20 protein-coding genes are annotated in these 25,190 nt (G+C 54.0%); 5 read left to right on the top strand and 15 right to left on the bottom strand.

Translation table 11 applies throughout. The features are described 5' to 3' along the window. Positions 1-24 precede the first annotated feature (24 nt). The 9 genes from murD to mraZ all read right to left on the bottom strand — a co-directional run bounded on the left by murD (position 25) and on the right by mraZ (position 10,090). Positions 25-1,359 carry a UDP-N-acetylmuramoyl-L-alanine--D-glutamate ligase gene (gene murD / locus M0R70_02880; GenBank protein ID MCK9418304.1) on the bottom strand — a complete coding sequence of 445 codons (1,335 nt, stop codon included), beginning with the start codon at positions 1,357-1,359 and terminating at the stop codon, positions 25-27. Positions 1,360-1,534: 175 nt separating this feature from the next. Further along, positions 1,535-2,617, bottom strand: a complete 1,083-nt coding sequence (gene mraY / locus M0R70_02875; protein ID MCK9418303.1) for a phospho-N-acetylmuramoyl-pentapeptide-transferase — start codon at positions 2,615-2,617, stop codon at positions 1,535-1,537. Then, on the bottom strand, positions 2,617-3,984 hold the full coding sequence (locus M0R70_02870) for a UDP-N-acetylmuramoyl-tripeptide--D-alanyl-D-alanine ligase (protein MCK9418302.1): 1,368 nt from the start codon (positions 3,982-3,984) through the stop codon (positions 2,617-2,619). The genes mraY and M0R70_02870 overlap by 1 nt, the downstream gene beginning before the upstream one ends. A 120-nt stretch (positions 3,985-4,104) precedes the next feature. Continuing rightward, complete coding sequence (locus M0R70_02865; protein MCK9418301.1) at positions 4,105-5,640, bottom strand: UDP-N-acetylmuramoyl-L-alanyl-D-glutamate--2,6-diaminopimelate ligase; 1,536 nt, start codon at positions 5,638-5,640, stop codon at positions 4,105-4,107. Further along, positions 5,637-7,430 carry a penicillin-binding protein 2 gene (locus M0R70_02860; GenBank protein MCK9418300.1) on the bottom strand — a complete coding sequence of 598 codons (1,794 nt, stop codon included), beginning with the start codon at positions 7,428-7,430 and terminating at the stop codon, positions 5,637-5,639. The genes M0R70_02865 and M0R70_02860 overlap by 4 nt, the downstream gene beginning before the upstream one ends. Positions 7,431-7,732: 302 nt before the next feature. After that, on the bottom strand, positions 7,733-8,071 hold the full coding sequence (gene ftsL, locus M0R70_02855; GenBank protein MCK9418299.1) for a cell division protein FtsL: 339 nt from the start codon (positions 8,069-8,071) through the stop codon (positions 7,733-7,735). A 203-nt stretch (positions 8,072-8,274) separates the two neighbouring features. Beyond that, a complete protein-coding gene (rsmH, locus tag M0R70_02850) occupies positions 8,275-9,276 on the bottom strand; it encodes a 16S rRNA (cytosine(1402)-N(4))-methyltransferase RsmH (GenBank protein MCK9418298.1) in 1,002 nt (333 codons plus the stop codon). Between the two features lie 18 nt (positions 9,277-9,294). Beyond that, positions 9,295-9,654 carry an STAS domain-containing protein gene (locus tag M0R70_02845; GenBank protein ID MCK9418297.1) on the bottom strand — a complete coding sequence of 120 codons (360 nt, stop codon included), beginning with the start codon at positions 9,652-9,654 and terminating at the stop codon, positions 9,295-9,297. A gap of 1 nt (position 9,655) precedes the next feature. Next, on the bottom strand, positions 9,656-10,090 hold the full coding sequence (mraZ, locus tag M0R70_02840; protein ID MCK9418296.1) for a division/cell wall cluster transcriptional repressor MraZ: 435 nt from the start codon (positions 10,088-10,090) through the stop codon (positions 9,656-9,658). Positions 10,091-10,561: 471 nt separating this feature from the next. Here mraZ and M0R70_02835 point away from each other — a divergent pair, with 471 nt between their 5' ends. Beyond that, positions 10,562-10,861 carry an HNH endonuclease gene (locus tag M0R70_02835; protein ID MCK9418295.1) on the top strand — a complete coding sequence of 100 codons (300 nt, stop codon included), beginning with the start codon at positions 10,562-10,564 and terminating at the stop codon, positions 10,859-10,861. Between the two features lie 76 nt (positions 10,862-10,937). Here the strand turns inward: M0R70_02835 and M0R70_02830 are convergent, their stop codons facing one another. The 5 genes from M0R70_02830 to mnmE all read right to left on the bottom strand — a co-directional run bounded on the left by M0R70_02830 (position 10,938) and on the right by mnmE (position 17,079). Further along, entirely contained in the window at positions 10,938-11,345 is a 408-nt protein-coding gene (locus M0R70_02830) for a hypothetical protein (protein MCK9418294.1), read from the bottom strand. Then, entirely contained in the window at positions 11,342-11,950 is a 609-nt protein-coding gene (locus M0R70_02825) for a nucleotidyltransferase domain-containing protein (protein MCK9418293.1), read from the bottom strand. The genes M0R70_02830 and M0R70_02825 overlap by 4 nt, the downstream gene beginning before the upstream one ends. 339 nt (positions 11,951-12,289) lie before the next feature. Further along, positions 12,290-13,486: a Fic family protein gene (locus M0R70_02820; protein MCK9418292.1), complete on the bottom strand. Its 1,197-nt coding sequence runs from the start codon at positions 13,484-13,486 to the stop codon at positions 12,290-12,292. A gap of 160 nt (positions 13,487-13,646) precedes the next feature. Then, positions 13,647-15,524: a tRNA uridine-5-carboxymethylaminomethyl(34) synthesis enzyme MnmG gene (mnmG, locus tag M0R70_02815; protein ID MCK9418291.1), complete on the bottom strand. Its 1,878-nt coding sequence runs from the start codon at positions 15,522-15,524 to the stop codon at positions 13,647-13,649. A gap of 184 nt (positions 15,525-15,708) precedes the next feature. Then, a complete protein-coding gene (gene mnmE / locus M0R70_02810; GenBank protein MCK9418290.1) occupies positions 15,709-17,079 on the bottom strand; it encodes a tRNA uridine-5-carboxymethylaminomethyl(34) synthesis GTPase MnmE in 1,371 nt (456 codons plus the stop codon). A gap of 347 nt (positions 17,080-17,426) precedes the next feature. Here mnmE and M0R70_02805 point away from each other — a divergent pair, with 347 nt between their 5' ends. Beyond that, on the top strand, positions 17,427-19,025 hold the full coding sequence (locus M0R70_02805) for a glucose-6-phosphate isomerase (protein ID MCK9418289.1): 1,599 nt from the start codon (positions 17,427-17,429) through the stop codon (positions 19,023-19,025). A 166-nt stretch (positions 19,026-19,191) separates the two neighbouring features. On the opposite strand, the gene M0R70_02800 is transcribed toward M0R70_02805, so the two are convergent. After that, positions 19,192-20,610 carry an aminotransferase class V-fold PLP-dependent enzyme gene (locus tag M0R70_02800; GenBank protein MCK9418288.1) on the bottom strand — a complete coding sequence of 473 codons (1,419 nt, stop codon included), beginning with the start codon at positions 20,608-20,610 and terminating at the stop codon, positions 19,192-19,194. Between the two features lie 135 nt (positions 20,611-20,745). On the opposite strand from M0R70_02800, the gene M0R70_02795 reads away from it, so the two are divergent. The 3 genes from M0R70_02795 to M0R70_02785 all read left to right on the top strand — a co-directional run bounded on the left by M0R70_02795 (position 20,746) and on the right by M0R70_02785 (position 25,188). Next, positions 20,746-21,093: a nucleotide pyrophosphohydrolase gene (locus M0R70_02795; protein ID MCK9418287.1), complete on the top strand. Its 348-nt coding sequence runs from the start codon at positions 20,746-20,748 to the stop codon at positions 21,091-21,093. A gap of 93 nt (positions 21,094-21,186) precedes the next feature. Then, complete coding sequence (locus M0R70_02790; protein ID MCK9418286.1) at positions 21,187-21,720, top strand: hypothetical protein; 534 nt, start codon at positions 21,187-21,189, stop codon at positions 21,718-21,720. 57 nt (positions 21,721-21,777) lie between these two features. Continuing rightward, positions 21,778-25,188 (top strand): phospholipase D-like domain-containing protein, encoded by a 3,411-nt coding sequence (locus M0R70_02785; protein MCK9418285.1) that lies wholly within the window; start codon positions 21,778-21,780, stop codon positions 25,186-25,188. Positions 25,189-25,190: the final 2 nt, after the last annotated feature.

Here is a 25,190-nt window from a genome sequence, read left to right as displayed (position 1 = left end):
CCGCCTTCCGAAATCCGCACTGAATTATAGATTGTTCACCGCTTCCTTGAACTGTCTCCCGCGGTCCTCGAAATCCTTGAACATGTCGAAGCTCGCGCATGCAGGCGACAACAGCACAACGTCCCCTTGCCCGGCACGGGCAGCCGCGAGCCGGACAGCCTCCTGCAGCGTCTGAGCGAACAATGTCTCCGTTGCTATGCCGAGGACCCTTGCCATCTTGTCCGCGGCCTTGCCGATCAGGATCAGGAGCTTGACCCTGCGCTTGAACAGATCGTAGAGCGGGCTGAAATCGCTTCCCTTGTCCAGACCCCCGGCGATCAGGATCACGGGCCGGGTGAATCCTTCCACGGATTTGAGCACGGCGCCGACATTCGTGCCTTTAGAATCATTGATGTAGCTAACACTGTCTTTCATGCGAACGAATTCGAGCCTGTGCTCCAGACCGGGAAACTCCCGCAACACTGATGCCACCGATTGGATATCAGCCCCGGCCAGGAGGGACAGCGCTGTTGCGGCGAGCGCGTTTTCAAGGTTATGCACGCCGCCGATCTTTAGTTCATCAACGGCAATGATGCGCCGTCCGTTGAACATGAGGTATCCGTCAAGCACGCACGCGCCGGGATTAAACCGGAGCCGCCGTGAAAAGGGGATCACCGTGGCCTCTGTCCGCCCGGTGTACGATTTTACGATGGGATCATCGAAATTCAAGACCAGATAATCGTTCTTTTGCTGGTTCATGAAGATCCGCGCCTTGGCTTCTCCATATTCTTCGATCGTGTGATACCGGTCGAGATGGTCCTGGGTCACGTTCAGGATGGTCGCGATGCGCGGCCTGAAGGTGTCGATGTCCTCAAGCTGGAAGCTTGAAAGCTCGGCAACGATCCAGTCCTTGCCGGTAAGTTGCGGAACATCCTCGGTGAGCGCATTCCCGATATTTCCCGCCACCAGAACCTTCTTCTTCGCTTTCGCGAGCATCAGTCCCACGAGGGTCGTGACCGTTGACTTGCCGTTCGTTCCGGTGATGCCGATATACGGCGCGTCAGAGAGCAGCCATGCAAGTTCGAGTTCGCTGATCACCTTGACACCATGCTGCCGTGCCTGCAGGACCTGGGGGATCCCGGGCACGCCGGGACTGAGCACGATGAGGTCGGTATCGATGAAGATCCGGTCCGGATGGCCGCCCGCTTCAATCGTGATGCCGCTGCCGAGGGACGCAACCTGCGCAATAAGCTGGTCGATCGGCTTCTTGTCCGTCACGGTCACGATCGCGCCGAGCGCATGGAGCGCCCGCGCCGCCGCCACCCCGCTTCGCGCCAGACCAACCACCGTAACCTTTTTGCCTTTGAAGTCAGGCTTCACGAGACCTCCAAGGTCAAAAACTTTTTACCACAGAGATCGCAGAGAAGAGCGAGAAAAAAGATACTGAAAAATTGGGCTCATCCTGTCCGTAGCTACTTGAATGACTTCTCTTTCCCTTTCCTTCGGTTTCATGCCTTCCTCTGTGTCCTCTGTGGTAAATTAAATTTTCCTGTTTTCATCTCAACTTTAACGACCCGATCGAGATCAGCGCCAGGATGATCCCGATGATCCAGAACCGCACAATGACCTTCGACTCCGGCCAACCGATCTGTTCAAAATGGTGATGAATGGGCGCCATCCTGAAGATACGCTTGCCCCTCAGCTTGTACGACGCAACCTGCAGGGCCACCGAGACGGTCTCCATGACGAAAATGCCGCCCACGACGATCAGAATGAGCTCGTGCTTGGTCACGACAGCCAGCGTGCCGAGCGCTCCGCCGAGCGAGAGCGATCCCACATCTCCCATGAACACCTCCGCCGGGTGCGTGTTGTACCACAGGAACCCGAGGCTTGCGCCGATCATGGCGCCGCAGAAGATGACGAGCTCGCCGCTCCCGGAAATATAGAGGATCTTCAGATAGTCGGCGATGATCTTGTTCCCGCCCAGATAGACGATCACCGCATTCGCCGCGGCTGCGATGCCCACGAGACCGATGGCCAGACCATCCAGGCCGTCGGTGAGGTTCACGGCGTTCGACGACCCGACAATGACCACGGCGACAAAGGGGAGGTAGAACCAGCCCAGATCGATCAGCAGACTTTTCATGAACGGCACGGACAGGAACGTCGCCGTGCGGTCGCCGGAAAAATGATAGAGAAAGAGGCCGACAACCAGCGACGCCGCGACCTGGAGTCCGAACTTCTGATATGCCCGGAGACCGGTGGAGCGTTTTTTCACCACCTTGAGATAGTCGTCCCAGAACCCGATGCCGCCGAAGGCGAGTGTGGCGAAGAGCACCACCCAGACATACTTGTTCGTGAGGTCCGACCATAACAGCACGGAGCTCACGAGGGCGGCAATGATCAGCAGTCCGCCCATGGTCGGCGTGCCCTGCTTGCTGAGATGGGTCTTTGGACCGTCGTCCCGGACCTGCTGGCCCACCTTGAGCCTCCGAAGCCATGCGATCATGGACGGCCCCAGCAGGAAGCTTACGATGAGCGCGGTCAGGACCGCACCCGCGCTCCGGAAGGTGATGTACCGGAAAACGTTAAACCCGAAGAAGGCATCACGCAACGGATACAAGAGATGATAGAGCATTAAAACTCCTCCAGGATCTTTTCCATCTTCATGCCGCGGGAGCCTTTGATCAGCACGACATCTCCCGGCCGGGACAGCTTCTTGAGCAGAGCGGCGGCCTCAGCCTGCGAACGCGCTTCAAGCACCCGGTCCTTCGGCATTCCGGCATCGATCGCCCCTTCTCCAACGTGTTTCGCGAGCGGCCCCAATGTGATCACCAGGTCCACCCCGAGTCGAGCGATAGTCTTGCCGATTGTTTGATGCGCATCGATTGCGACTATTCCCAGCTCGAGCATATCGCCAAGCACGGCGATCGTCTTTCCTCCGGATCTCAGTGAGGCCAGTGTCGAGAGTGCCGCGTCCATCGAAGCGGGATTTGCATTGTAACAGTCTGCAAGCACGGTCCTTCCCTGGACCTGTCTCAGCTCCGAACGCATGGCGAGCGGCTGAAAAGCATCGAGTCCGTTTTTCACGGCATCCATGGATATGCCCATTGCGAGCGCGGCGGCAGCAGCGGCCAGGGCATTATAGACATTGTGCTTTCCGACAGCCCGCAGCCGCACCTTCACCGTGGAATTGCCGGACCGGATCGTGAATTCCATGCGGTCCTTTTCCTGCCGGATGTCCGATGCGCGCACAGCGGACGCCTTGTCGATGCCGAAAGAAAGAACGCGTCCGCCGAACTTTTTTTTCAGCGTATCGAAGTACTGGTCATCCGCATTCAGCACAGCCGTACCGTCGGGCTTCAGGTGGCCGAACAACTCTCCCTTTGCCTGCGCCACCAGGTCCATGCTCTTGAGAAACTCGAGATGGGCCGGGCCAATGTTGGTGATCACCCCGACATCGGGGCCGACAAACCGGGCGAGCGCATCGATCTCTCCCAGCGCGCTCATCCCCATTTCCACGACCGCGGCCTTATGGCCCGCGTTGAGCCTGAGCAGCGTGAGCGGCACACCGATGTGGTTGTTCAGGTTCCCCTCGTTCTTGAGCACCGGACCTTGCTGCTGCAGGATGCCGGCGAGCATTTCCTTGGTCGTGGTCTTGCCGTTCGAGCCGGTGATGCTCACGACGGGAACAGAGAACTTCCTGCGATGCAGGTAAGCCAATTCCTGGAGCGCAATGAGCGTATCTTCCACCGGCAGGATATTTTTCAGTCCGCCAAAAAGGGGTAACGTGTCCGCAAGCGCCTTCGGCGCGACCAGCGCTCCCCAGGCCCCTTTTTTCATCACCCCGGGAACGAAGTCATGGCCGTCGAACCGATCGCCTTTTATGGCGACGAACAGCTCGCCCTCCCGAATGGTCCGGGAGTCTATGGATACCCCTGTGATCTCCAGCTGTGCCATCTTATCCAAGAGTCCCAGCAACAATTTTTTTTCAGATTCGTTCATGATAACGCATCGTATGACGGAAGTCGGGAAACAGACCGAATCCAGATAGATACTTATTTGCTCGCTGTATTTCCTCTGTCGTCTCTGGTTCGTCGTTTCTCGTCACTCATCTATCCCCTGTCATCCTACCCCTATTGTCTGTCTTTTCCGTATCTCCTCCCGCGCTACCTCCCGATCGTCAAAGCGCATTTTTGTCTCCCCGATGATCTGATAATTTTCATGGCCCTTGCCGGCAAGCACGACCACATCACCGGGTCTTGCCAGACCGATCGCAACCGCGACGGCTTCATGCCGGCCGGGGATGACATAGTACGGTTTTTTTCCGGGGACAACCTGCTTTGCAGTTTCCTCTGCCGACGTCTTTACGCCCTGTTCCCTCAGTCCCTGTTCAATTTCGCGGATAATGCTCAAGGGATCTTCGGTCCTCGGATTGTCTGAGGTGATGATCACGACGTCGCTCCCCGCGATCGCCGCCGCTCCCATGGCCGGCCGTTTGGTCCTGTCACGATCGCCGCCGCATCCGAAAACGACGATGATGCGCCTGGCCGTAATCTCCCGGACCGACTCGAGGACCCGGACGATGGCATCCTCGGTATGTGCATAGTCCACCACGACGCTGAAGGGCTGGCCTTCATCCACTTTTTCCATGCGGCCGGGCACGGCCTTCATGTTTCTGATACCGCGGGCGATCATCTCGGCACTCACGCCGAGGGCGGTGCCGATGCCGATCGCCGTAAGGATATTGTTAATATTGTATCTGCCGACGAGCGATGACTCGACCGGGATCGTGCCCGCCGGCGAGGCAGCATCGAACATCAATCCCGTGATGCCGTGACGGATCGTTCCCACCGGCCGCACGTTTGCAAGCTCTGAAAAACCGGTGGTGATGACCCGGGCACGGGTTTTCCTGACGATCTCGACGCCGTACGCATCGTCACTATTGATGATCGCCCAGGCCTCCGGGGAGAGACCGGTGAACAGCCGCAGCTTGGCCTGAAAATAGGCGTCCATGCTCTCGTGAAAATCCAGATGGTCCTGGGTAAGGTTCGTAAATCCCGCCGCGGCAAACTCACATCCCTCGATCCTGCCCAGCGCCAGCGCGTGCGACGAGACCTCCATGACGCAGTGGCTCGTGCCGAGCCCCACCATCTCCGACAGCAGCCGCTGGAGTTCGAGAGATTCGGGCGTGGTATTCGGCGCGGGATACACCTTGTCGCCCACGCGATAGTCGATCGTGCCGATGAGTCCGGCTGCATGCCCCGCGGCCTCGATAATGGCTTTAACCAAATACGTAGTCGTGGTCTTGCCGTTCGTGCCGGTGATGCCGGTAAGCGTCAGACGGCGGGAGGGATGGCCGAAGAACGCATTCGCGAGGAGAGCAAGCGCTCTGCGCGAGTCATCCACGATGACCAACAGCGTATCGGCCGGGACCGGGGGCCCCTCCTGTTTTTCAGCGACAATTGCCATTGCGCCCTGTTTTATTGCCTGCGAAATAAACTGATGGCCGTCCGAGTGAAATCCTCGCACGGCCACGAACAGGGAGCCCGGTTTTACCTTCCGGGAATCATGGGCGATGTCCCGCACTTCCCGTTCCAGCCAGCCCGGCGGAACCGTCGTTTTGTTTTCCAACCCGATCAGAAGGTCACCGAGCTTCATCGTCCCACCAGGAGCATTCTGCCTCCCACCTCGTCCGGCGCCACCTGCAGGTACGCGAGACTCTGTTCCGCCACCGCCTTGAATACCGGTCCGGCCACGCTGCCGCCGTAGTGGACAGCGCCTTCAGGACTGTCCACCATCACCAGGATCACAAGCTTCGGGGAGTTGGCCGGAGTGAATCCCACGAATGAGCTCACGTAATCATTTTGTGAATACCTGCCGGTCCGTTGGTCGATCTTTTGCGCCGTGCCCGTTTTGCCGGCGGCGGTGTACCCCGCGGGCCGCGCCTGCTGGCCCGTGCCGGTCTCGACGACCCGCTGAAGCATCTTGTTCACCTTGGCGCAGGTCTCCGCGGTGATCGCGCGGCCCACGGCCTGGGCCTGGAACTTTTTCCCTTCCCCGCCGCCGTGGTCGATGATCTCAGACACGAGGTAGGGCTTCATGAGCATACCGCCGTTAGCGAGCGCGCAGTAGGCCGAGGCCATCTGAATCGGCGTCACCCCGATCTCCTGGCCGATGGCAATGGAACCGATGGATACACCGGACCAGAGGCGGTAGTCCTTGAGCTGGCCGGAGATCTCCCCGGGGATGTCCACGCCGGTCTTCTTCCCGAAGCCAAAGGCGGAAATGTATCTCGCAAAGCGCTCCTTTCCGAGCCGCAGGGCCACCGTGATGGTGCCGACGTTGCTTGACTCGGCGATCACGTCCGTGAAGGTCAGTACGCCTTTTTCATGCGCGTCCCTGATCACGCGGTCGGCAAGCTGAATTTTGCCTGCCGAACAGTCAACCGGCTCGAGCGGGTGCACGACCCGCTCTTCGAGCGCCGCCGCCGCGAGGAATGGTTTGAAGATCGAGCCTGGTTCGAAGGCATCGGTTACCGCGCGGTTCCGCCACTCCGCCGGCTTCGAGCGCTGAGGCTCGTTCGGGTTGAACGCCTGTTTGACGTGCGGGGCCGAGCGCACCGAAAGGGCAAGCACCTCGCCGGTCTGCGGGTTCATGACAAGGCAGACGCCGCCCTTTGCGCGCGAAGTCGCGAGCGCCGCGTCGAGCTCTTTGTCGGCGATGTGCTGGATCACTTCGTCGATCGTGAGGAGGATGTCATGGCCCGGTTTCGGCAGCTGGTACTGGAAACCCGATCCGCCGGGGAAAACCGTCCTGCCCCTGGCGTCCTTTTCAGCGACCACCCAGCCGCTCACGCCACGGAGCGTCTTGTCGTAGGTGAGTTCCAATCCCTCAAGGCCTTTGTTGTCCACACCGAGAAATCCAAGCACCGGCCCGGCGAGGGCCTTCTTGGGATAAAATCGTTTTGCCTCGATCCGAAGACCGATCTCCTTATTGCCGAGTTCTCGGATCTTCTCGGCCCTTCCCGGTTCCACCTTGCGGCTGAGCCAGACAAACTGCTTGTTTCCCGCCAGCCGTTGCTCAAGGCCGCGCCGGTCTTCCCGCAGAATCCCGGAGAGCTGCTGCGCGACCGCGCGCGGATTGTCGATCCCGGAGGGCACCCCGTAGACCGAATCCACATCGAGACTCACGGCAAGCTCCCTGCCCATGCGGTCGTAAATGGTGCCCCGCTTGGGATCAAGCTTCACGACGCGCTCCTGTTGACGTTCGGCACGGGCGGTGAACTCTGCTCGCTGATAGACCTGGAGGTATACAAGCCTCAGCGACACGAGCGCGAAGCCCATGCCCATCAGCAGCAATACCGTGATTATCCTTCCCCGCCTGTTAATGTCTACACGCTCCCCGGAGTTGGCAGCCGGATCCCTTTCAACTCCTTCACACTGCGTCATGCTGAAAATCAAATCCAACTGCTCTGGTTCAAAGACTTCGGCGAGCTCAGTCGAGCCGTTCCAGGTTCACGGTTGGAAAGTCGTGATGAAAGGTACAGAGTATCGGTGTTGAATATTCACAGGCTGTTGAAAAAGTCTTTTTGTGGTTCGACAGGCTCACCACGAACGGATAAATACGAATAAATTCAATACATGCTCCGTTCGCCCTGAGCTTGTCGAAGGGTAAACCAAGTGTTTTTCAACAACCTGTTCAGTTTTAAACCATGAACCTTGAGCCGTGAACCAGACAACCTGAGTAATTGCTATTTGGAATTTACCGTATCCCTCTTTCTTTTCACGATCACGACGTTCTCCTTCGCCGGTCTGATCATGCCCAGACGCTTGATCGCGATCTCCTCAATGCGCGCGGGAGATGACAGGCTCGACGCCTCGATCAGGAGCGACCTGTTCGCACGCTCAAGCCCATGCTTCTCGCGCTCCAGGCCCTCGATCTGGTATCCGAGTTGGACGATTTGCACCTTCCCGCCCACATAGAGGAGCAGGCCGGAGATGATCAGGAGCGCGACGAGAACCCGGTGAAAATTGTCACGCCTGCTCCGCCCGAATACCATAGTACCGATGTCACCTGTCCGGGTTGTCATGATGTCGCTACGCTCCAATTGGAAAATGAAGATTGGAAATTATAAATTTGATGCATTCGTAAAAAGTATCAAAAAGGATCTTTGCGAGCGAAGCGAAGCAATCTCGCAGTTCATAATCGGTTGCACAGTCGAGATCGCCACGTCGCTGCACTCCTTGCAATGACGGCTCTGGGGCCTTTTTACGAGTTCATCAATATTCACTTTCATAGTTTCTCCGCAGCTCTGAGCTTTGCGCTCCTTGACGCGGGGTTCTTTCTCAACTCTTCTTCCCCGGCCGCCACCGGCCTGGGAGTAAGGATCCTGAGGACCGGCTTCCTGCCGCAGGCACACACCGGCATTCGGGGCGGACATATACATCCTTTTGCCTCTTTCACGAAGGCCTGCTTCACGATCCGGTCTTCGAGAGAGTGGAACGTTATTACGGCGACCCTTCCACCGGGCCTCAGCATCGGAATGATATTGGCCAGCCCTTCCGCGAGGGCCGCCAGTTCATCATTGACCGCGATCCTGAGCGCCTGGAACGTCAGCGTGGCGGGGTGAATGCGTCGGGGCGGGTAAGGGGGAAATACGCTTGAAATGATCTCTGCAAGCTGAACCGTGCTCGTGATAGGCCCCCGGACCCTTGCCTTCTCTATTGCCCTCGCTATGGCGCCGGCCCTATGGTCCTCCCCGTATTCCCGGATGATCTTCACCAGCTCTTCATGAGGGAGGGTGTTCACCAGGTCGGCAGCGGTCCTCGATCTGCTCATGTCCATGCGCATATCGAGGGGACCGTCGAGCATGAAGCTGAAGCCGCGCTCCGGGGCCTTGAGGTGGAACCACGACATGCCGAGATCAAGCAGGACCCCGTCGACAACCGTATGCCCGAGCTCGGAGAGGACCTCGGGCAGGTCACGGTAATTCGCCTGCCTGATGATAACGCGATTTCCGTAAGGCGCGAGGCTTTTGCCGCAACGCTCCACCGCGTCCGCATCCTGGTCCATGCCGATCAGCACGCCGTCGGGCGCCGAGCGGTTCAGGATCTCCGCAGCATGGCCGCCGGCCCCGAGCGTCCCGTCTACATACAACCCACCTGCTTTTGGTGCGAGCAGGTCAACGGCCTCGTGCAGCAGAACGGGTGTATGGATCAAGTTCGAAGTCAGGAGTTCGGAGTTGGGAGTATTATTTAATTCTGCATTCCCTCCAGATAATTCCGCACTCCGCATTCCGCACTCCGCACTGATTCACAGTCCCAATGGCAGGTTTGTTTCCGGTTTTCCGCCCCCAAAGCTCTTCGCCGCGAGCTGTGCCGTGTCAAAGACCTGGAACTGCTCGAGCACGCCGGTGGTGCGAAAGATATTCTTGATATAGTCCGACATTCCCGCAAGCCGGATATCACCACCGAACGACTGCATCCGTTTCCGCTCGTCAACCAGCGCAGAAAGGACCGTAAAGTTGACATGCTCCACGGACTCGAAGTTCAGGATCAGGCCGAACATTTCACCCTTGATCAGCTGACCGATGACGCGATTGATCTCCGCTATCTTCGCCGCGTCGATCTCGCCATCCAGGTTCATCTGATATACCCTGAGTTTCGGTTCCATGCTAGAGGCCCAATGCGGCAAGCGCTTCGCCGATTTTGTCGCCATTCTGAGAATTTCGTGCCTCCCACGCCTTGGCGTCCCATATCTCGATCTTGTCGATGATCCCGACCAGCATCACATTTTTCACGATCCCCGCGTGATCGCGATGAACAGCGGGGATCAGCACGCGGCCCTGCTTGTCGAGCTCACACTCGGTGGCCGAGGCAAGAAGAAACCGCATGAAGTCTTTGACCTCTTTTTTCATCGTGGGCAGGGTCCTGATCTTTTCCTCCAACTTCTCCCATTCCTCGAGCGGATAGACCGTGAGGCACTTGTCATAGTCCATGGCAAGCACGAGCCTGCCGTCGTACCGGTCCGCGATGATATCGCGAAACTTCGACGGAACGCTCACCCTTCCTTTGGAATCCACGGTATGTTCAAAGCTGCCCCGGAACATGGCCCTCCCCTGCTATACCCACTGCACCCCACTTTATACCACCTGCTGGCCAAAGTATATAATTCATGGGGGTCGATGTCAAGGAAAATATTAATATTTTATGCTGTTACAGGGTGGGTGGGGAATTGGGCTGAAAATCAATTTTATGTGGTATCCGTGACCCATGTAACCACAATATCTGGTATCATCTGAAACCGGATTCCCCCCGGCTTAAAAACATGCTGGGGCAGGCTTTTAAAACTTCGGGAAGGACGCTATATTTATACGTGTGTTTATGCCATCCCCGAATGCCTCTAACGGGGATGTGGTGTCACCATATTTGGAATTTCTGAATGAAGGAGATATGCCATTTCATTTTTTGGCGTGACAATCGGGGAAGAAGCCAGTAGTATAAGCGTTGCAGGAGTCCGCAGTAAAAGGCAAGCTATTCCCCCTTTTTTTCTGACCCCTGTCTACTTCTTTTTTAATACTATGACCGATTATTTCATTGCCGTCGATGACGAACACATCAAAAGGGAGAAGGCAAAGGCCCGCGAACTGCGCGGTTCCCAGTGGTGGAAACGGAAACGCTCTTCCGGCATCTGCTACTATTGCGAAGGCAAGTTTAAACCAGCGGAGCTGACCATGGACCATCTTATCCCGATCGTGCGCGGCGGCAAGTCGGTGCAGGGAAATCTCGTGCCCGCATGCAAGGAATGCAACAACAAAAAAAAATATTTCCTCCCCATGGAATGGGAGGAGTATTTGAGGTCGCTGAAAGCCACAGAATAATCTGACGCTTATGATGTTCCAGACAATCAGAATTGCGCGATAAAATAACGTGCTGTGATACTCAATTGCCGTTCGCCTATTCTTGCGGCAACATCCCCGTCACCCATTCAAGGAAGCGCTTTGCATGCTCCGCCATTTCCCTTGCCTCGGCCTGGGTAATTGACCTTCCTTCGTATTCAACAAGGTTCTTTTTTGCGATGACCCTTGAAACATGCCTGCCCGCCGGCGCAGCCGCTTCGCCAATGATATCGTGGAGCAGGCCGACAACCTCCCGGTGGTCGAGTTCGACGCTCCTCACTCCGCCATAATAGACAATCACCGCGTCACTGGCTGAGATCACGGCATGGACAGCTTGAAGCCCCGCGGAGTTCCACTTGCCTTCCGCAAGCGCAAAGTCCAACAGGGAAGCAAAATCCCTTGCCTTGGCGAAAAAGTCCCGATACTCGCGCTTGTCAACAGCCCGCGTTTTCCGTTTTTTTGTCATGGAAGCAGCTCTCGGAGTGGTTTGCCGGAAAGCGTCACGCCCTCCTCTTTGACGGTCCTGAGCAACGGCAAGGTTTTTTTGCTTCGGAGCTCATCGAGAGTAAAACAGTGCAGCGAAAGAAGGGAATTGTAACGCTCGCGATAGAAGGGTGCAAGAGCCGCTGATTTTTCCTCCAGGTCCGATTTCAGTCGTTCATCCCCTGCAATTGCCAGAACATCGATGTCGCTGCCCCTTTTTTCCGTCCCCCTGACAACACTGCCGTACAGCGTGAGACTGACCGCTTTTCTTCCGAATTGCGCGACGATCTTCTTTTTCAGCTCATCAAGTAACGCCGCCTCGGCTTTGATACTGGGCACAATGATCAGTTCGACCGCTCTATTGCCCGGGGAGAGGGAATACTGATACGCGTTTCCAACCCTGCGCTGACGTACTGCGCCGAGTTCGACCAGGGATTCCAATGCCTGGATGGCGCCTCGATGACTGAGCTTTGAAAGTTCTCCAACCTGCCTTCCGCTCAGCGGTTGCGGGGAGGCGGAGAGAACCCGCAGGATGCGGATTTTTGCGGGACTGCCGAAGATGGCTTCAAGAACCTTGTGGATGCCCATGTATGGATACTATACTATCCATAAGAATAAGTCAAGTATCCATCATGGTTTTTCCGTTGATTGTTCATGGATGGCAGCGAGCAGGACTGCAACGCGCACAGGTACTCGTCGATACGTGACAGGCTGTTGAAAAACGCTCCTATATCGTCATCCTGAACGAAGTGAAGGATCTCAACTATTCGAAAAAACAAGATTCTTCGCTGCGCTCAGAATGACATTATTGGTACTCATTGACTTATTCAACAGTCTGGTGAGATTCGATCCAACAGCTTCTTTCCTTTGGGCAATGCTTCCTCGTAATGCAGCAGCCTCGCGAAAATTGAGGGATGGATGCCGACATCATTTCTTCAAGCCGCTCTCTTTTCCCTCTACTCTTTCCCTTCTGTTCCGCTCCGGCAGGAAGGACAGCATAATTTCTTTATTTGCAATATAACCATTCCCCTGTTGCCGGATCAAGTTGACACGCAACAATTCCTCGACGTCACGGCGAACGGTTCTTGGGGTTTTCGTCGCGTATAACGCTGCTATGCGGGGACTGACTTCATTGAGTTTGGCGAGGGCAACAGGTTCACTCAGCTGTGAAAGATCCAACACGAGTTTTCTCATACGGTCGTTTATCTTTCCGGTCTTATCTCTGAAATGTGAATACACATAATCGCGCCAGGCAACTAATAATTGCTGCTGCTGTACGACCCTAAGCTGCGACCGCAGACCGTCCACAAAACCTTCCACCGCATACTGTATGAATGGAATGATGTCCCCTTTTGATTTGCTCGCATAGTCGAGCTGCCGGTAGTATTCGGTCCTCGTAAGATTATAGTGATTGCTCAGAAGGTGCGCGGCAGGGGTCGGGATGCCGGACAATAGGAGTATTTTGAACTCGAGCAGTCTGGCAGTGCGGCCGTTGCCGTCTCCAAAAGGATGTATCCATGCAATATAAAGATGGGCGACAATGGCCCGTATTACGCCAAAAATAATGACTTGTTCTTGCGGGTTAAACTCCGGCCTATTCAGCCATTCGCACATATGCTGGAGAAGATACTCGCAATCCTCGGCAGGCGCCCCCCTGTATCCCGCCACGCCAACCGAGTGTTTTCTGATTACTCCGGGCACAACGTCCTTGTCGAGTTCCAATTCATTCAGTACCGTTTTGTTGAATGCCACGATCTCTGCGACGCTTAAACCGCCCGCTTCCCCTTTCATTAATTTTTCCTTAATCTCATTACAGCCCTTGAGGATATTATCTATCTCTTTTCCAAGGTACTCACGCGAAGGCGGCAGGGGAAGATTTCCCTCTATACGCTCAATAACTTCCTCTTCGGAAAGGGTGTTTCCTTCAATGGCAGTAGTTGCCCTGACGCCTTTTGCAAGATACAACAGATGTAGTTTTTCCGCAGTATCCGGCTGTAAGGGCACGCCCGCTATGTGCTCACACTTGGACGCGGTCTCTCCGAGCGCCATCCAAAGCTTATGATCAAATTTCCTTAGATCAAGCTCAAAACTTATCCACGGGTGTGTCTTTTCGAATGTCTTCATTTTTGTCACAGTTTTATTATGTTAAACTATATGAATTTATACTGATAATCTACATTATAGCACTAATATTGTCAATACTTTTGTCCAATAATTTATTAGATGAATTTATCGTTAAATACGTCTAATTGGCTTATCCAAAGCGAAGCAGAAGACTCCAAAACTATGCTCGTCCCCTCTTCCTTTTTTCGATCGCCACTATAAGAAGGGACATCGCAGCCGGAGTCACGCCGGAGATGCGCGATGCCTGGCCGAGCGAGACCGGCTGAACCTGCTTGAGCTTTTGCTTCACCTCGCTGCCGAGGCCGGTCACCGCGTCGTAGTCCATGTCCGCGGGGATGGTTTTCTGTTCCAGTGATGCAAAGCGCTCCACCTGCTGGAGCTGACGCTGGATATATCCTTCATATTTCAGATGGATTTCCACCTGTTCAGCCGCTGTTCTTTCAAGCGGTGTTTCAGGCGGGTTGATCTTTGCAATATCCCCGTATCCCAGCTCCGGCCGCTTGATGAGCTGATCGAGCGGTACTTCTCCCGGAAGTTCAGTAGAGCCCTGTTGTGCGAGCACGGCATTGACCTCAGGTGTGGGCTTGACCCAGGTTTTCTTGAGCCGTGCTGTTTCTTGCTCGATACTTTTCTTTTTCTCAAGGAATAGTTTGTAAACATCCTCTGACACGAGCCCAAGTTCACGCCCCTTGTCCCGGAGCCGCAAATCCGCGTTGTCCTCGCGGAGGATGAGTCGATATTCTGCTCGGGAAGTGAACATGCGGTAGGGCTCGTTCGTCCCGCGGGTCACGAGGTCATCGATCAACACACCGATGTACGCCTCGGCGCGCGTGAGGATAAGGGGTGGCTGCTTCCGGATCTTGAGCGCGGCGTTGATACCGGCCATCAGTCCCTGGGCAGCGGCTTCCTCGTATCCCGATGTTCCATTGATCTGGCCGGCGAAGTAGAGCCCGCTCACCTTTTTCGTTTCGAGTGTATGCCGGACCTGGGTCGGCGGCGCAAAGTCGTACTCGATGGCATAGGCAGGCCGCATGATCTCGACCTTCGCGAGTCCTGCAATGGAACGGTACATCCGGACCTGAACATCGTACGGCAGGCTTGTGGACACGCCATTGGCATAATATTCCTCGGTATCGAGCCCCTCGGGCTCAAGGAAGACCTGATGCCGTTCGCGCTCGGAAAATCTTTTTACCTTGTCCTCAATGGAGGGGCAGTAGCGCGGCCCTATGCCCTTTATCTGACCAGTATAAAGTGGGGAGCGGTCTAGGTTATTAAGTATGATTTCATGGGTTTGTGCGTTTGTATATGTGAGAAAGCAGGGTATTTGTGGGAGGGGATGGCTATTTTCTGTAAAAGAGAAGAATGGGGCCGGATCATCGCCGGTCTGCATTTTCATGACTGAAAAATCGATCGTTCTCCCGTTCAGCCGCGCGGGCGTACCGGTCTTGAGCCGGCCGATCTCGAAGCCGAGTTCCCTCAAGCTGTCCGATAGTCCGATTGACGGGAACTCCCCTGCCCTGCCCGAAGGATAATGCACCATGCCGATGTGAATGAGTCCCTTTAAAAAAGTACCGGTTGTCACGATCACTGCCGATGCCAGATACTGCACGCCGATGCTCGTTTCGACCCCCAGGATCGTATTGTCCTCAACAAGGAACTTCTCGACAGTCCCCTGCTTCACATCCAGGCCCGGCTGCTTCTCAATGGTTTCCTTCATAGCGAGCCGGTACCGCTGCTTGTCGGCCTGTGCGCGCGTGCCGTGGACAGCCGGTCCTTTGCTCCGGTTCAGGACGCGGAACTGGATCCCGGTCCGGTCGATGATCTTCGCCATCTCGCCGCCAAGCGCATCGATCTCCTTTACGAGATGACCCTTTGCCAGGCCGCCGATAGCCGGGTTGCAGGGCATGAGCGCGATGCTGTCAAGGTTCATGGTGAGCATGAGCGTGGAGCAGCCCATGCGCGCCGAGGCCAATGCGGCCTCGCACCCGGCATGGCCCGCGCCGATCACGATGATATCGTATTTATTATCTAAAGACATCAATCATCTCCTGAATATTAGCAACGGAGACACCGACGTTTGAGTCAGGTTTGACAAAGTCGTAAATCGTGTCTCACACTAAGCCACGAAGCCACAAAGAAATCTCTTTTATGAATCAACGGCCTTACTTACTTCGTGTCTTCGTGCCTCCGTGTGAGAATATGACTTTACGAAGTCGTCATGTTCACTTCCCGATACAGAAGTCATTAAATATCCGTTCAAGGATGTCTTCCGTATAGGTCGCTCCGGTGATCAGCCCCAGGCTGTCGAGCGCGCCCCGGAGGTCCAGGGAAATGAACTCCGGCGAGAGTCCGGACGTTATCGATTCAAGCGCTCGTTGCAGGCTTTCTTTCGTCTGTTCAAGCGCTGTTTTGTGCCGCTGGTTCACTGCCCAGACATGTTCCCGCGAGCTGATCGTCCCCTGCTTGACCAGGCCTGCTATCGTGCGCTTCAGGTCATCAAGCCCCTCGCCGGTGCGGCAAGATACCGAAACCTGCGCCTCCGGTTCTCTCAGCTGCTCGAGCTTTCTCGGCAGGTCCGATTTGTTGATGATCGCGATCACGTGCTTGCCCTTTACTTCGTCCATCACACGCCGGTCCTCGGCAGTGAATGGTTGGGAGCCGTCGAGAACGAAAAGCACGATATCGGCGGACCCGATGGCTCCGAGGCTCCGTCGCACGCCCTCCTGCTCCACGATGTCATGGGAATGCCGGATGCCGGCGGTGTCCAGGATCTTGAGCGGTACGCCCGCGATGTTCAGATATTCTTCGATCACGTCCCGGGTCGTTCCCGGGACCTCGGTCACGATCGCCCGGTTCTGTTTCAAGAGCGCGTTCAAGAGCGAAGACTTGCCGACGTTCGGCTTGCCCACGATAGCGGTCGCGAAACCGTCGCGCAGTATCCTTCCCTGGGCGTAACCCGAGAGCAGTGAGTCGACCATGGCGAGCAAGCGGTCTGTTTCGTCCGCGAGCGGCTGACCAGTCCCGGTCTCAAGGTCCTCCTCGGGAAAATCGATCCCCGCCTCTATTGCGGCAATGAGTGACAGCAGCCGGTCGCGGAGTATGGCGATCTCTCCTGAAAGGCCGCCGAGCAGTTGTTCATTTGCCGCACGGAGAGCGAGATCGGTCTTGGCCATGATGATGTCCATGACAGCCTCGGCCTGGGCAAGGTCGATCCTGCCGTTCAAAAAAGCCCGTTTCGTGAACTCGCCCGGTTCCGCCTGTCTCGCACCTGCCGATATAAGCAGCCCCAGTGTTCGCCAGAGCGGCATCATGCCGCCGTGACAGTGTATCTCGATCACGTCTTCCCTCGTGTACGTTGACGGCGCGCGCATCACGCTACATAGCGCTTCATCCACGGTCTCGCCAGTGGCGGGATCAACAACATGTCCGTAGTGAATCGAATGCGAATTCGCGGCGATAAGATGTTTGTCCCTGCGGGGCTTGAAGATTGTAGTTGCGATCCCGATCGCCGTCCTGCCGCTGATCCGGATAATGCCGATGCCGCCGGCGCCTGGCGGTGTTGAGACGGCGCATATGGTGTCCTGTTCAGGCATAGCGGTATATTACCATAAACAGGGGAGGGGCGAAAAAGAAATTATTGGAATGGGAACGTCGAGCTTCATGACGGCACGGGTAGCAGTGATATAGCTTTGATAATTACAAATAGTGTACAATCGGAATATTTTTTATGATAAAATGCGGTACATACAGAGTTGCCCCTCACCTTAATCCTCTCCCCTGATGGGAGAGGAAATATAAACTCCCTCGCCCCATCGGGGAGAGGGCTGGGGGTGAGGGGAGGGTCCTGCCGAGATGAAAAATTGATTATTTCGTTTGCAGTAGCTTCTCCAACAGGAAGTTTGAGAGACCGCTTTCTCTGCGCCCTCTGAGGTGAAAAAAGATGAACAGCAAGTTACTCTGGGAACGGTACAAAAAACATCTCTGCGAATGTCCCTCGATCGGCATGACGCTCGACATCAGCAGGATAAACTTCGCTGATGATTATCTCGCACGCATGGAGCCTGATATCCAGAGGGCGTACGCGGCCATGGATGCCCTCGAAGCAGGGGCGATCGCCAACCCCGACGAAAACCGCATGGTCGGTCACTACTGGCTTAGGGCGCCGGGGCTCGCTCCATCGCCGGAGATCAGAAAAGAGATCGAGGACACCATCAAGGCGATAAAGGATTTCACGTTCACCGTGCACACGGGAAAGATCTTTCCCCGAAAGCGTGCCCGGTTCACGCATGTCCTTTGCATCGGCATCGGAGGTTCCGCACTGGGACCGCAGTTTATTGCTGACGCGCTCGGCACGACTGCGGATAAAATGAAACCGCACTTTCTGGACAATACGGACCCGGAAGGGATCAGCCGGGTGCTCGCCGAGATCGGGAACGATCTGGCGGATACGCTTACCGTGGTGATCTCTAAAAGCGGTAGAACCATTGAGACCAGGAATGGAATGATCGAGGTTGCCGCAGCCTATCGCAAAGCCAAACTCTCCTTTGAGCGGCAAGCTGTTGCAGTAACTGGAGTGGGGAGCAAGCTTGATGAAACTGCCAAAAAAGATTGCTGGATAGCCAGATTTCCAATGTGTGACTGGGTTGGTGGGAGAACTTCGCTATTTTCGGCAGTTGGTATTTTGCCGGCTGCATTGCAAGGAATTAATACTGAAGGATTATTAAAAGGCGCTGCGCTCTGTGACGGGCTCACTCGAGAAAAAGACACCCGCTCTAACCCGGCGGCGCTCCTGGCTCTTGCCTGGTATCATGCAACAGGCGGCAGGGGACAGAAGGACATGGTGATCCTCCCCTATAGGGACCGGTTGATGCTCTTTCCAAAATATCTCCAGCAGCTTATTATGGAGTCACTGGGCAAGGAAAAGGACCTGAACAACAAGGTCGTTAACCAGGGGATCACGGTCTACGGTAATAAAGGCGCCACGGACCAGCATGCCTATGTACAGCAGCTCCGGGATGGAGTAAACAATTTTTTCGCCACCTTTATCGAAGTGCTCCATGACCGGGATGGGGCTTCCCTTGAGGTTGAACCCGGCATCACGAGCGGGGACTATCTGAGCGCTTTTCTGCACGGAACGAGGAGCGCCCTGTACGAGAACAAGCGCGAGTCGATCACCATCTCGATCGACAAGCTCGATGAGCGATCCATCGGCGCGCTTATTGCGCTGTATGAACGGGCGGTCGGGTTCTACGCCACGCTGGTGAACATCAATGCGTACCACCAGCCCGGGGTCGAGGCGGGGAAAAAGATGGCCGAGGCGGTCATCAAGCTTCAAGGCGAGGTGTTTGCCCATCTCCGAAACAATGTCGGAAAATCGTATACAGCGGAAGAAGTTGCTGGAGCCATCGGAGCAGCAGAGAACGCGGAGTCGGTTTTCAAGATCCTCGAACACGCGAGCGCAAACGCGGATCATGGGGTTAAGAAGGATGCGGGGAAGACCGTTTTTGAGTCAAGGTATGAGGCGTTGTCAAATAATTGAACGGTTTCTTTGAAACATTCGTCATACGTCTAGTCTCACACAAAGCCACGAAGCCACAAAGGGAAAAATTTTATTTTCAATCCGTCTTTCTTTGTGTCTCTGTGTCTTTGTGTGATAGAGATATCTTTTTCATGTTCATCTTTTTGCCTGTACCATGAATAAACCGTTATCGTGCCAACCGTTCAACAGCATTGAATAATCCTGCAATCTCCTCCCCGGTATTATAAAAATGCGGCGACACGCGGATACCGCCGCCGCGGGCATTGACCATGATCTTTTTTCCCCGCAGCGCATCCCGCATTTTGGCAGGATCAAAATCACCCGAAAACGTAATGTTCCCACCGCGCTCGTGCCGCGCATTCGGGGTCAGGACACGATAGCTTCTTTTCATCGCTTCCTGCATGATCAGATCACCGAGGTCGAGCACGCGCTTTTCGATATGTTCGATCCCGACCTCGAACAGGAGATCAAGCGCCGCGCCAAGCCCGACAATGCCCATAAGGTTCATCGAGCCTTCCTCGAATCGCAGGGCATTGGTTTTCAGCAATAATTCGGGGCGATCGAATTCGAATTCGTTTTGGACACTTTTCCACCCGATGAGGGGAGGGGAGAGCTGCCCGGCCAGCTCTTTTCTGCAATAGAATATCCCGATGCCCTCAGGACCGAGGAGCCATTTGTGCGCATCTGCCGAGAGAAAGTCGATATGACAGTCCTTCACATCCATCGGGATGATGCCCAGGCTCTGGATCGCATCAACACAGAAGTGAATCTGTTTCTCCCGACACAGGGCGCCGACTTTTTTTAGATCGATCCTGAAGCCGTTCGAGAATTGAACAGAGCTCATGGCAAGAAGGCGTGTTCGTGTATCCATCAACCGCTCGATGTCAATCATGTCGATGCGGCCGTCCTGTGAAGGAATGATGCGGACTTCGACACCGTTACTCCTCAGATTCAACCAGGGATAGATATTGGCAGGGAACTCTTTTTCATAGATAAGGACATTGTCTCCCGGCCGCCAGTCGAGCCCCTGGGCAACGATCGACAGCCCATGAGACGTATTTTTTACAAAGGCGATCTCGTCCGGCCCCGCGTTGACGAGCCGTGCACACGCCTGTCTTATCTCCATGACCTGTTGTGCCCACGCAGGATAATGAAAGGACCCGCCTTCGGTCGCCTCGGCAAGAAATTTTTCGACCGCTGTCCTGACCCGGAGCGACATCGGCGCCACGCCTGCATGGTCGAGGTAAAGGTATTTCCCAGTAACGGGAAATTCGTGCCGGTATGCCTCGAAGAATTTATTATCCATTGTTCCTGATGTACGCTTTCTTTTCTTTCCTTTCCTTGATAATTGCTTCATGGCGTATTCCTTTTTAAGGGCCTGCGAGCGATTGCGGCAAGGCTCGCTGAACAGGAGCTTCACCGGAAGACGGCTGCGGGTGTAGCGTGAGGCCGTGCCGTCATTGTGCTGTTGGACGCGTCTCTGCAGATCGGTGGTAATGCCGGTATACAGCGTATTGTCCCTGCATTTCAGAACGTAGAGCAACCAGGCAGCAGCTTTCTTTTTTCTTTTCTTCGCGGCACCCATTCAACCACGATTGTATCCGAGACAGGGGCCTTTATCAAGCCTATTTACGGGTATTGTCAACCCCATCTCTCTTCTGGACTTTTGCAGCCACTTGTAGTAGATTTTCAAACAGTTGTGGCGTTGTTAAGGAGGGGCATGGCTGATTTAGAATCTATCCAGAAAAAAATTATCTCATTCCGGAACGAGCGTCACTGGGCGCAATTCCACGACCCCAAGAACCTCGCCGAAGCCCTCTCCATTGAAGCGGGGGAGCTGCTGGAAAATTTCCTGTGGAAGACAACCGATCAGTCCCGCAAACTCTCTCCTGAAGAACTCAAGAACGTAAAAGAAGAACTTGCCGACATTTTTATCTTTCTCACCTATCTCAGCGAGGAATATAAGATCGATCTTTTTAAGGAAGTAGAGAATAAGATCGCGAAGAACGCTGTCAAATATCCAGTAGAAAAGGCAAAAGGGTCGAATCGAAAATACACGGACTTATAAACGGCAAACCAAGCAGGAATTCCCTTGACAAAGTCTTATAAGTACTATATAGTTCTTTATAGTACTCTATAGCTATCCGTTGGGGGTGTCTTTATGAAGAAAATCGAAATTGATGATGACGTATTTAGTTTTTTACAGAAACATGCCAATCCATTGATCGATTCTCCAAATCAAGTGCTCAGGAGACTACTGTTCGGTGAGAAGGAACACACGGCTGTCAAGGAATCGTCCGGAAAGCTCAGCGGCGATTTAAAATCGATCTTCATACAGGGTGTTGTCAAAAAAGAGTTGGGCAAGAATTATAAAAAGATACCGCCAAATAGATTTATGTATGAGTCGGCAGATAAGTTGATATATCTCCAAAACTTTGATAAAAGCAGCGTAAAACTGTGGTACAGAATTAACAAGAACCAGTTTGACCTTCTGAAAAAAGTAACGAAAAAGGCATTTCTTGGGCTGACAAATCCGGCAGATAAGTTTGCCTATATATTCCCGATTAAGGATATAGAGCAGAGAATTAAAGAAGTGAAATGGACACGTGACTACCTCGAAGCAAATATTGATTACGCCTCATCACGCTGGGTTGAATTGGATTGGCGCATAGAGAAATATCTTCGCAGATATTAGAGATATACCATCAGACTGTAGTTGAAGAGCCTTCGGCGCTAATGGTGAACAATAACTATGCAGAATGACCTGTTTGGTAAACAGAAATTTCGCGATGTAACAACCTCGATATCGGGCATACGGGATAACCACAACCGGGGTGCGGTTGGCGACTTCCTGAAAACTAAAATAAAGGAAGGTTCCAATCTTTCGGTAGTATCTGCCTATTTCACTATTTATGCCTTTGATGCTCTCAAAGATCATCTCAGGCAGATTCAAGAAATGAGATTTCTTTTCGGAGAACCTCGTTTTATTCAATCTCTCGATCCGGATAAAACGGACAAGAAAGCATTCAAGTTGATAGATGACGGTCTCAAACTAGAAAACAGGCTGGAACAGAAGCGTGTAGCGAGGGAGTGCGCTGCGTGGTTAAGTGAGAAAGTCCAAATTAAATCAATAAGACAAACGAATTTACTGCATGGCAAAATGTATCACATGTCCACTGATGGTATTGACGATGCCATAATGGGCAGTTCGAATTTTACGGTTCGAGGCCTTGGCCTTGGCGAGGCCAACAATATCGAATTAAACCTTGAAGTAGACAGCAATCGCGATCGGAAGGATCTTAAATCGTGGTTCGACGAAATCTGGAACGACGAAAAGCTGGTTGTTGATGTTAAACAGGATGTCTTAAACTCCCTGTCTAAACTTTATGCAAATCATCCGCCCCAGTTCATCTATTATCTGACGCTGTTCAATCTGTTCAGGGAATTTCTTGACGGCAAGCGGGAATTAGACGAAACACTTCGCAAGACAGCTCTACCCGATACTCACGTTTGGCAGAAGCTGTTTTCCTTCCAAAAGGACGGGGCGAAGGCGGCCATTAATAAGATCCTTGCCAATAACGGCTGCATCCTTGCTGACAGCGTAGGACTTGGCAAAACCTTTACCGCACTGGCTGTTATCAAGTATTTCGAATTGAGAAACGAGCGGGTTCTTGTGCTTTGTCCCAAGAAACTGCGCCGCAACTGGACGGTCTATCGTTCCAACAGCACGCTTAATCCCTTTCTTGCCGATCGTTTTCGTTATGACGTGCTCTCGCATACGGATCTTTCTCGAACGACCGGGTCAATTGACGATATTGACCTGTCCACGTTGAACTGGGGCAACTATGATCTAGTCGTGATCGACGAATCCCATAACTTCCGCAATAACGCGGTCAACCGTCAGCGGCCGGGAGAAAAGCCGCGCCGCAGCAGGTATCAGCGACTGATCGAAGATATCGTCAAGTCCGGCGTTCGCACCAAGATCCTTTTGCTTTCTGCTACTCCGGTAAACAATCAATTATCCGACCTGCGAAATCAGATCTCCTTCATTGCGGGGGGCGACGTAGCCCGCGACGACCAGGCCGATGCTTCGTTTACAGAAAAGCTCGGGATAACTTCCGTTCGCGAGACCACCCGCATAGCCCAAACGCATTTTACGAACTGGTCTAAGAAGCCGGCTGCTGAAAGAAAAACCAGAGATCTCCTTGCCGCACTCGGCGGTGATTTCTTCAAGTTGCTTGACGGGCTCAGCATTGCCCGCTCCCGACGCCAAATAGCGAGCTACTATAAAAACGAGATGAAGGAGCTTGGCGGTTTTCCTCGCCGGACCACGCCTCGGTCCGAGCATCCCACCATCGATCTCCAGCAGCGGTATCTGTCATTTGAACAGCTCGACAGGGAAATCAGCGATCTTCATCTTGCGCTGTATCATCCGACCGCAAAACTTCGAAAAGACCTGCCGACCGCAATACGAGACATGTATCAGGATAAGATCTTGGGCGGGTTCACTCAGGAGGGTCGTGAAAAGATCCTGATCGCGATGATGAAGGTCAATTTTCTGAAGCGCCTCGAAAGCTCCGTTGATTCCTTCCGGCTGACGCTGGAGCGTACAATCGAGAAAATCAACCGTCTGGAAGAGCGCATCCTGGCATTCGAAAAGCATATCGATGAAAATCCTGAGATCGACTACGACACGTTAACGCCGGACCAGTTCGAAGATCCGGATTTCGATAGAGAAGAATTTACCATAGGCGGAAAGCGGCGAATTCATCTGGGACATATCGACCTTCCTGAATGGCTGAAGGAAGTCCGTCAGGATCGCGTGCAGCTGCAGTTTCTGCTAGAAAAGACAACAGCGGTCCGGCCGGACCGCGACGGCAAACTGGCAACTCTTCGGACCATCATAGAGGAGAAGACTAAGTCGCCCTCGATTAACAAAGATGGCAAACAGATACGGAAGATACTGGTATTCACCGCGTTTGCCGATACCGCCCGCTACCTGTACGAACAACTCGCGCCCTGGGCGCGGCAGACCCTCGGCATTCATACTGCTCTCGTTGTCGGAACGGGCGACAATAAAACATCTCTGGCCGAACCCAGCTCCGATTTCGATGACATCCTGACCAACTTTTCTCCGTTGTCCAAGTTTCGTGAACTCCAGGAGCGTTTTCCACAGGACGAGGAGATCGACCTACTGATTGCGACGGATTGCATATCCGAGGGACAGAACCTCCAGGACTGTGACCTGCTCGTCAATTACGATATTCACTGGAACCCCGTCCGGATCATCCAGCGATTTGGCCGTATAGATCGGCTCAAATCACGAAATAATGAAGTCAATCTTGTTAACTTCTGGCCAGTGGCTGATCTCGATCGTTATCTTAATGTTAAACATCGTGTTGAAGCCCGCATGGCCCTTGTGGATATTTCGGCCACCCAGACCGACAATCTTCTCGATCCTGGTCAGCTTGAGGAATTGATCCGGGAAGATCTTCTTTTCCGCGATCGGCAGCTTAAGCGGCTGAAAGATGAAATCCTCGATCTGGAAGATTTAGATGACAGTGTATCCCTGACAGATTTTTCACTGGATGAATTTCGGCTTGATCTGTTGCAGTATATCGAGTCCCGCAAAGAAGAATTGGAGGATGCCGGGCCGGGTCTGTATGCAGTTGTCCCTCCCAAAGAGGACATCCCGGCCTGCAAGCCGGGTGTGATCTTCTGCCTTCGCCATAATGGAGCTCACGCAGCCAAAAAGAAAGAGGCGGCGGATCGACAGCCGGGGGATTCCGCTCCAATTAATCCGCTGCTGCCTCATTATCTTGTCTATGTTCATGATGACGGAACCATCCGGTACTCATTTGCTCAACCCAAGGAATCGCTTCTCCTGATGCGCAGCATTGCTTCTGGCGAGGAAGCCGCGATTGAAAAGATTTGCGATCTGTTTGACTCCCGCACAGCGGATGGCACTGATATGAGCCACTACGATAGCTTGATTAAGAAGGCGCTTGCCTCGATCGAACACACTTTTCAGCGCCGGGCTGCTTCAGCGCTTCTTTCCGGTCGGGGGGGCGTACTCCCGACTGCAGAGGAGACCCCGGTTGCGGATACGGGAGAGTTTGAGCTGATTACCTGGCTTGTTATCATGGAACCGCATAAGGACTAAAA

The sequence above is a fragment of the Nitrospirota bacterium genome (assembly GCA_023229435.1).
Taxonomy (GTDB): Bacteria; Nitrospirota; UBA9217; order UBA9217; family UBA9217; genus JALNZF01.
The sequence above is the reverse complement of the archived record's forward strand: the minus strand, read 5'-3'. Positions and strand labels throughout refer to the sequence as shown.

What these genes read in the sequence shown, in the direction of transcription:
- mraY (MCK9418303.1), bottom strand. Translation starts at nt 2,617, where the DNA reads ATGCTCTATCATCTCTTGTATCCGTTGCGTGATGCCTTCTTCGGGTTT.
- M0R70_02870 (MCK9418302.1), bottom strand. Translation starts at nt 3,984, where the DNA reads ATGAACGAATCTGAAAAAAAATTGTTGCTGGGACTCTTGGATAAGATG.
- M0R70_02865 (MCK9418301.1), bottom strand. Translation starts at nt 5,640, where the DNA reads ATGAAGCTCGGTGACCTTCTGATCGGGTTGGAAAACAAAACGACGGTT.
- M0R70_02860 (MCK9418300.1), bottom strand. Translation starts at nt 7,430, where the DNA reads ATGACGCAGTGTGAAGGAGTTGAAAGGGATCCGGCTGCCAACTCCGGG.
- ftsL (MCK9418299.1), bottom strand. Translation starts at nt 8,071, where the DNA reads ATGACAACCCGGACAGGTGACATCGGTACTATGGTATTCGGGCGGAGC.
- rsmH (MCK9418298.1), bottom strand. Translation starts at nt 9,276, where the DNA reads ATGCGGAGTGCGGAATTATCTGGAGGGAATGCAGAATTAAATAATACT.
- M0R70_02845 (MCK9418297.1), bottom strand. Translation starts at nt 9,654, where the DNA reads ATGGAACCGAAACTCAGGGTATATCAGATGAACCTGGATGGCGAGATC.
- mraZ (MCK9418296.1), bottom strand. Translation starts at nt 10,090, where the DNA reads ATGTTCCGGGGCAGCTTTGAACATACCGTGGATTCCAAAGGAAGGGTG.
- M0R70_02835 (MCK9418295.1), top strand. Translation starts at nt 10,562, where the DNA reads ATGACCGATTATTTCATTGCCGTCGATGACGAACACATCAAAAGGGAG.
- M0R70_02830 (MCK9418294.1), bottom strand. Translation starts at nt 11,345, where the DNA reads ATGACAAAAAAACGGAAAACGCGGGCTGTTGACAAGCGCGAGTATCGG.
- M0R70_02825 (MCK9418293.1), bottom strand. Translation starts at nt 11,950, where the DNA reads ATGGGCATCCACAAGGTTCTTGAAGCCATCTTCGGCAGTCCCGCAAAA.
- M0R70_02820 (MCK9418292.1), bottom strand. Translation starts at nt 13,486, where the DNA reads ATGAAGACATTCGAAAAGACACACCCGTGGATAAGTTTTGAGCTTGAT.
- mnmG (MCK9418291.1), bottom strand. Translation starts at nt 15,524, where the DNA reads ATGTCTTTAGATAATAAATACGATATCATCGTGATCGGCGCGGGCCAT.
- mnmE (MCK9418290.1), bottom strand. Translation starts at nt 17,079, where the DNA reads ATGCCTGAACAGGACACCATATGCGCCGTCTCAACACCGCCAGGCGCC.
- M0R70_02805 (MCK9418289.1), top strand. Translation starts at nt 17,427, where the DNA reads ATGAACAGCAAGTTACTCTGGGAACGGTACAAAAAACATCTCTGCGAA.
- M0R70_02800 (MCK9418288.1), bottom strand. Translation starts at nt 20,610, where the DNA reads ATGGGTGCCGCGAAGAAAAGAAAAAAGAAAGCTGCTGCCTGGTTGCTC.
- M0R70_02795 (MCK9418287.1), top strand. Translation starts at nt 20,746, where the DNA reads ATGGCTGATTTAGAATCTATCCAGAAAAAAATTATCTCATTCCGGAAC.
- M0R70_02790 (MCK9418286.1), top strand. Translation starts at nt 21,187, where the DNA reads ATGAAGAAAATCGAAATTGATGATGACGTATTTAGTTTTTTACAGAAA.
- M0R70_02785 (MCK9418285.1), top strand. Translation starts at nt 21,778, where the DNA reads ATGCAGAATGACCTGTTTGGTAAACAGAAATTTCGCGATGTAACAACC.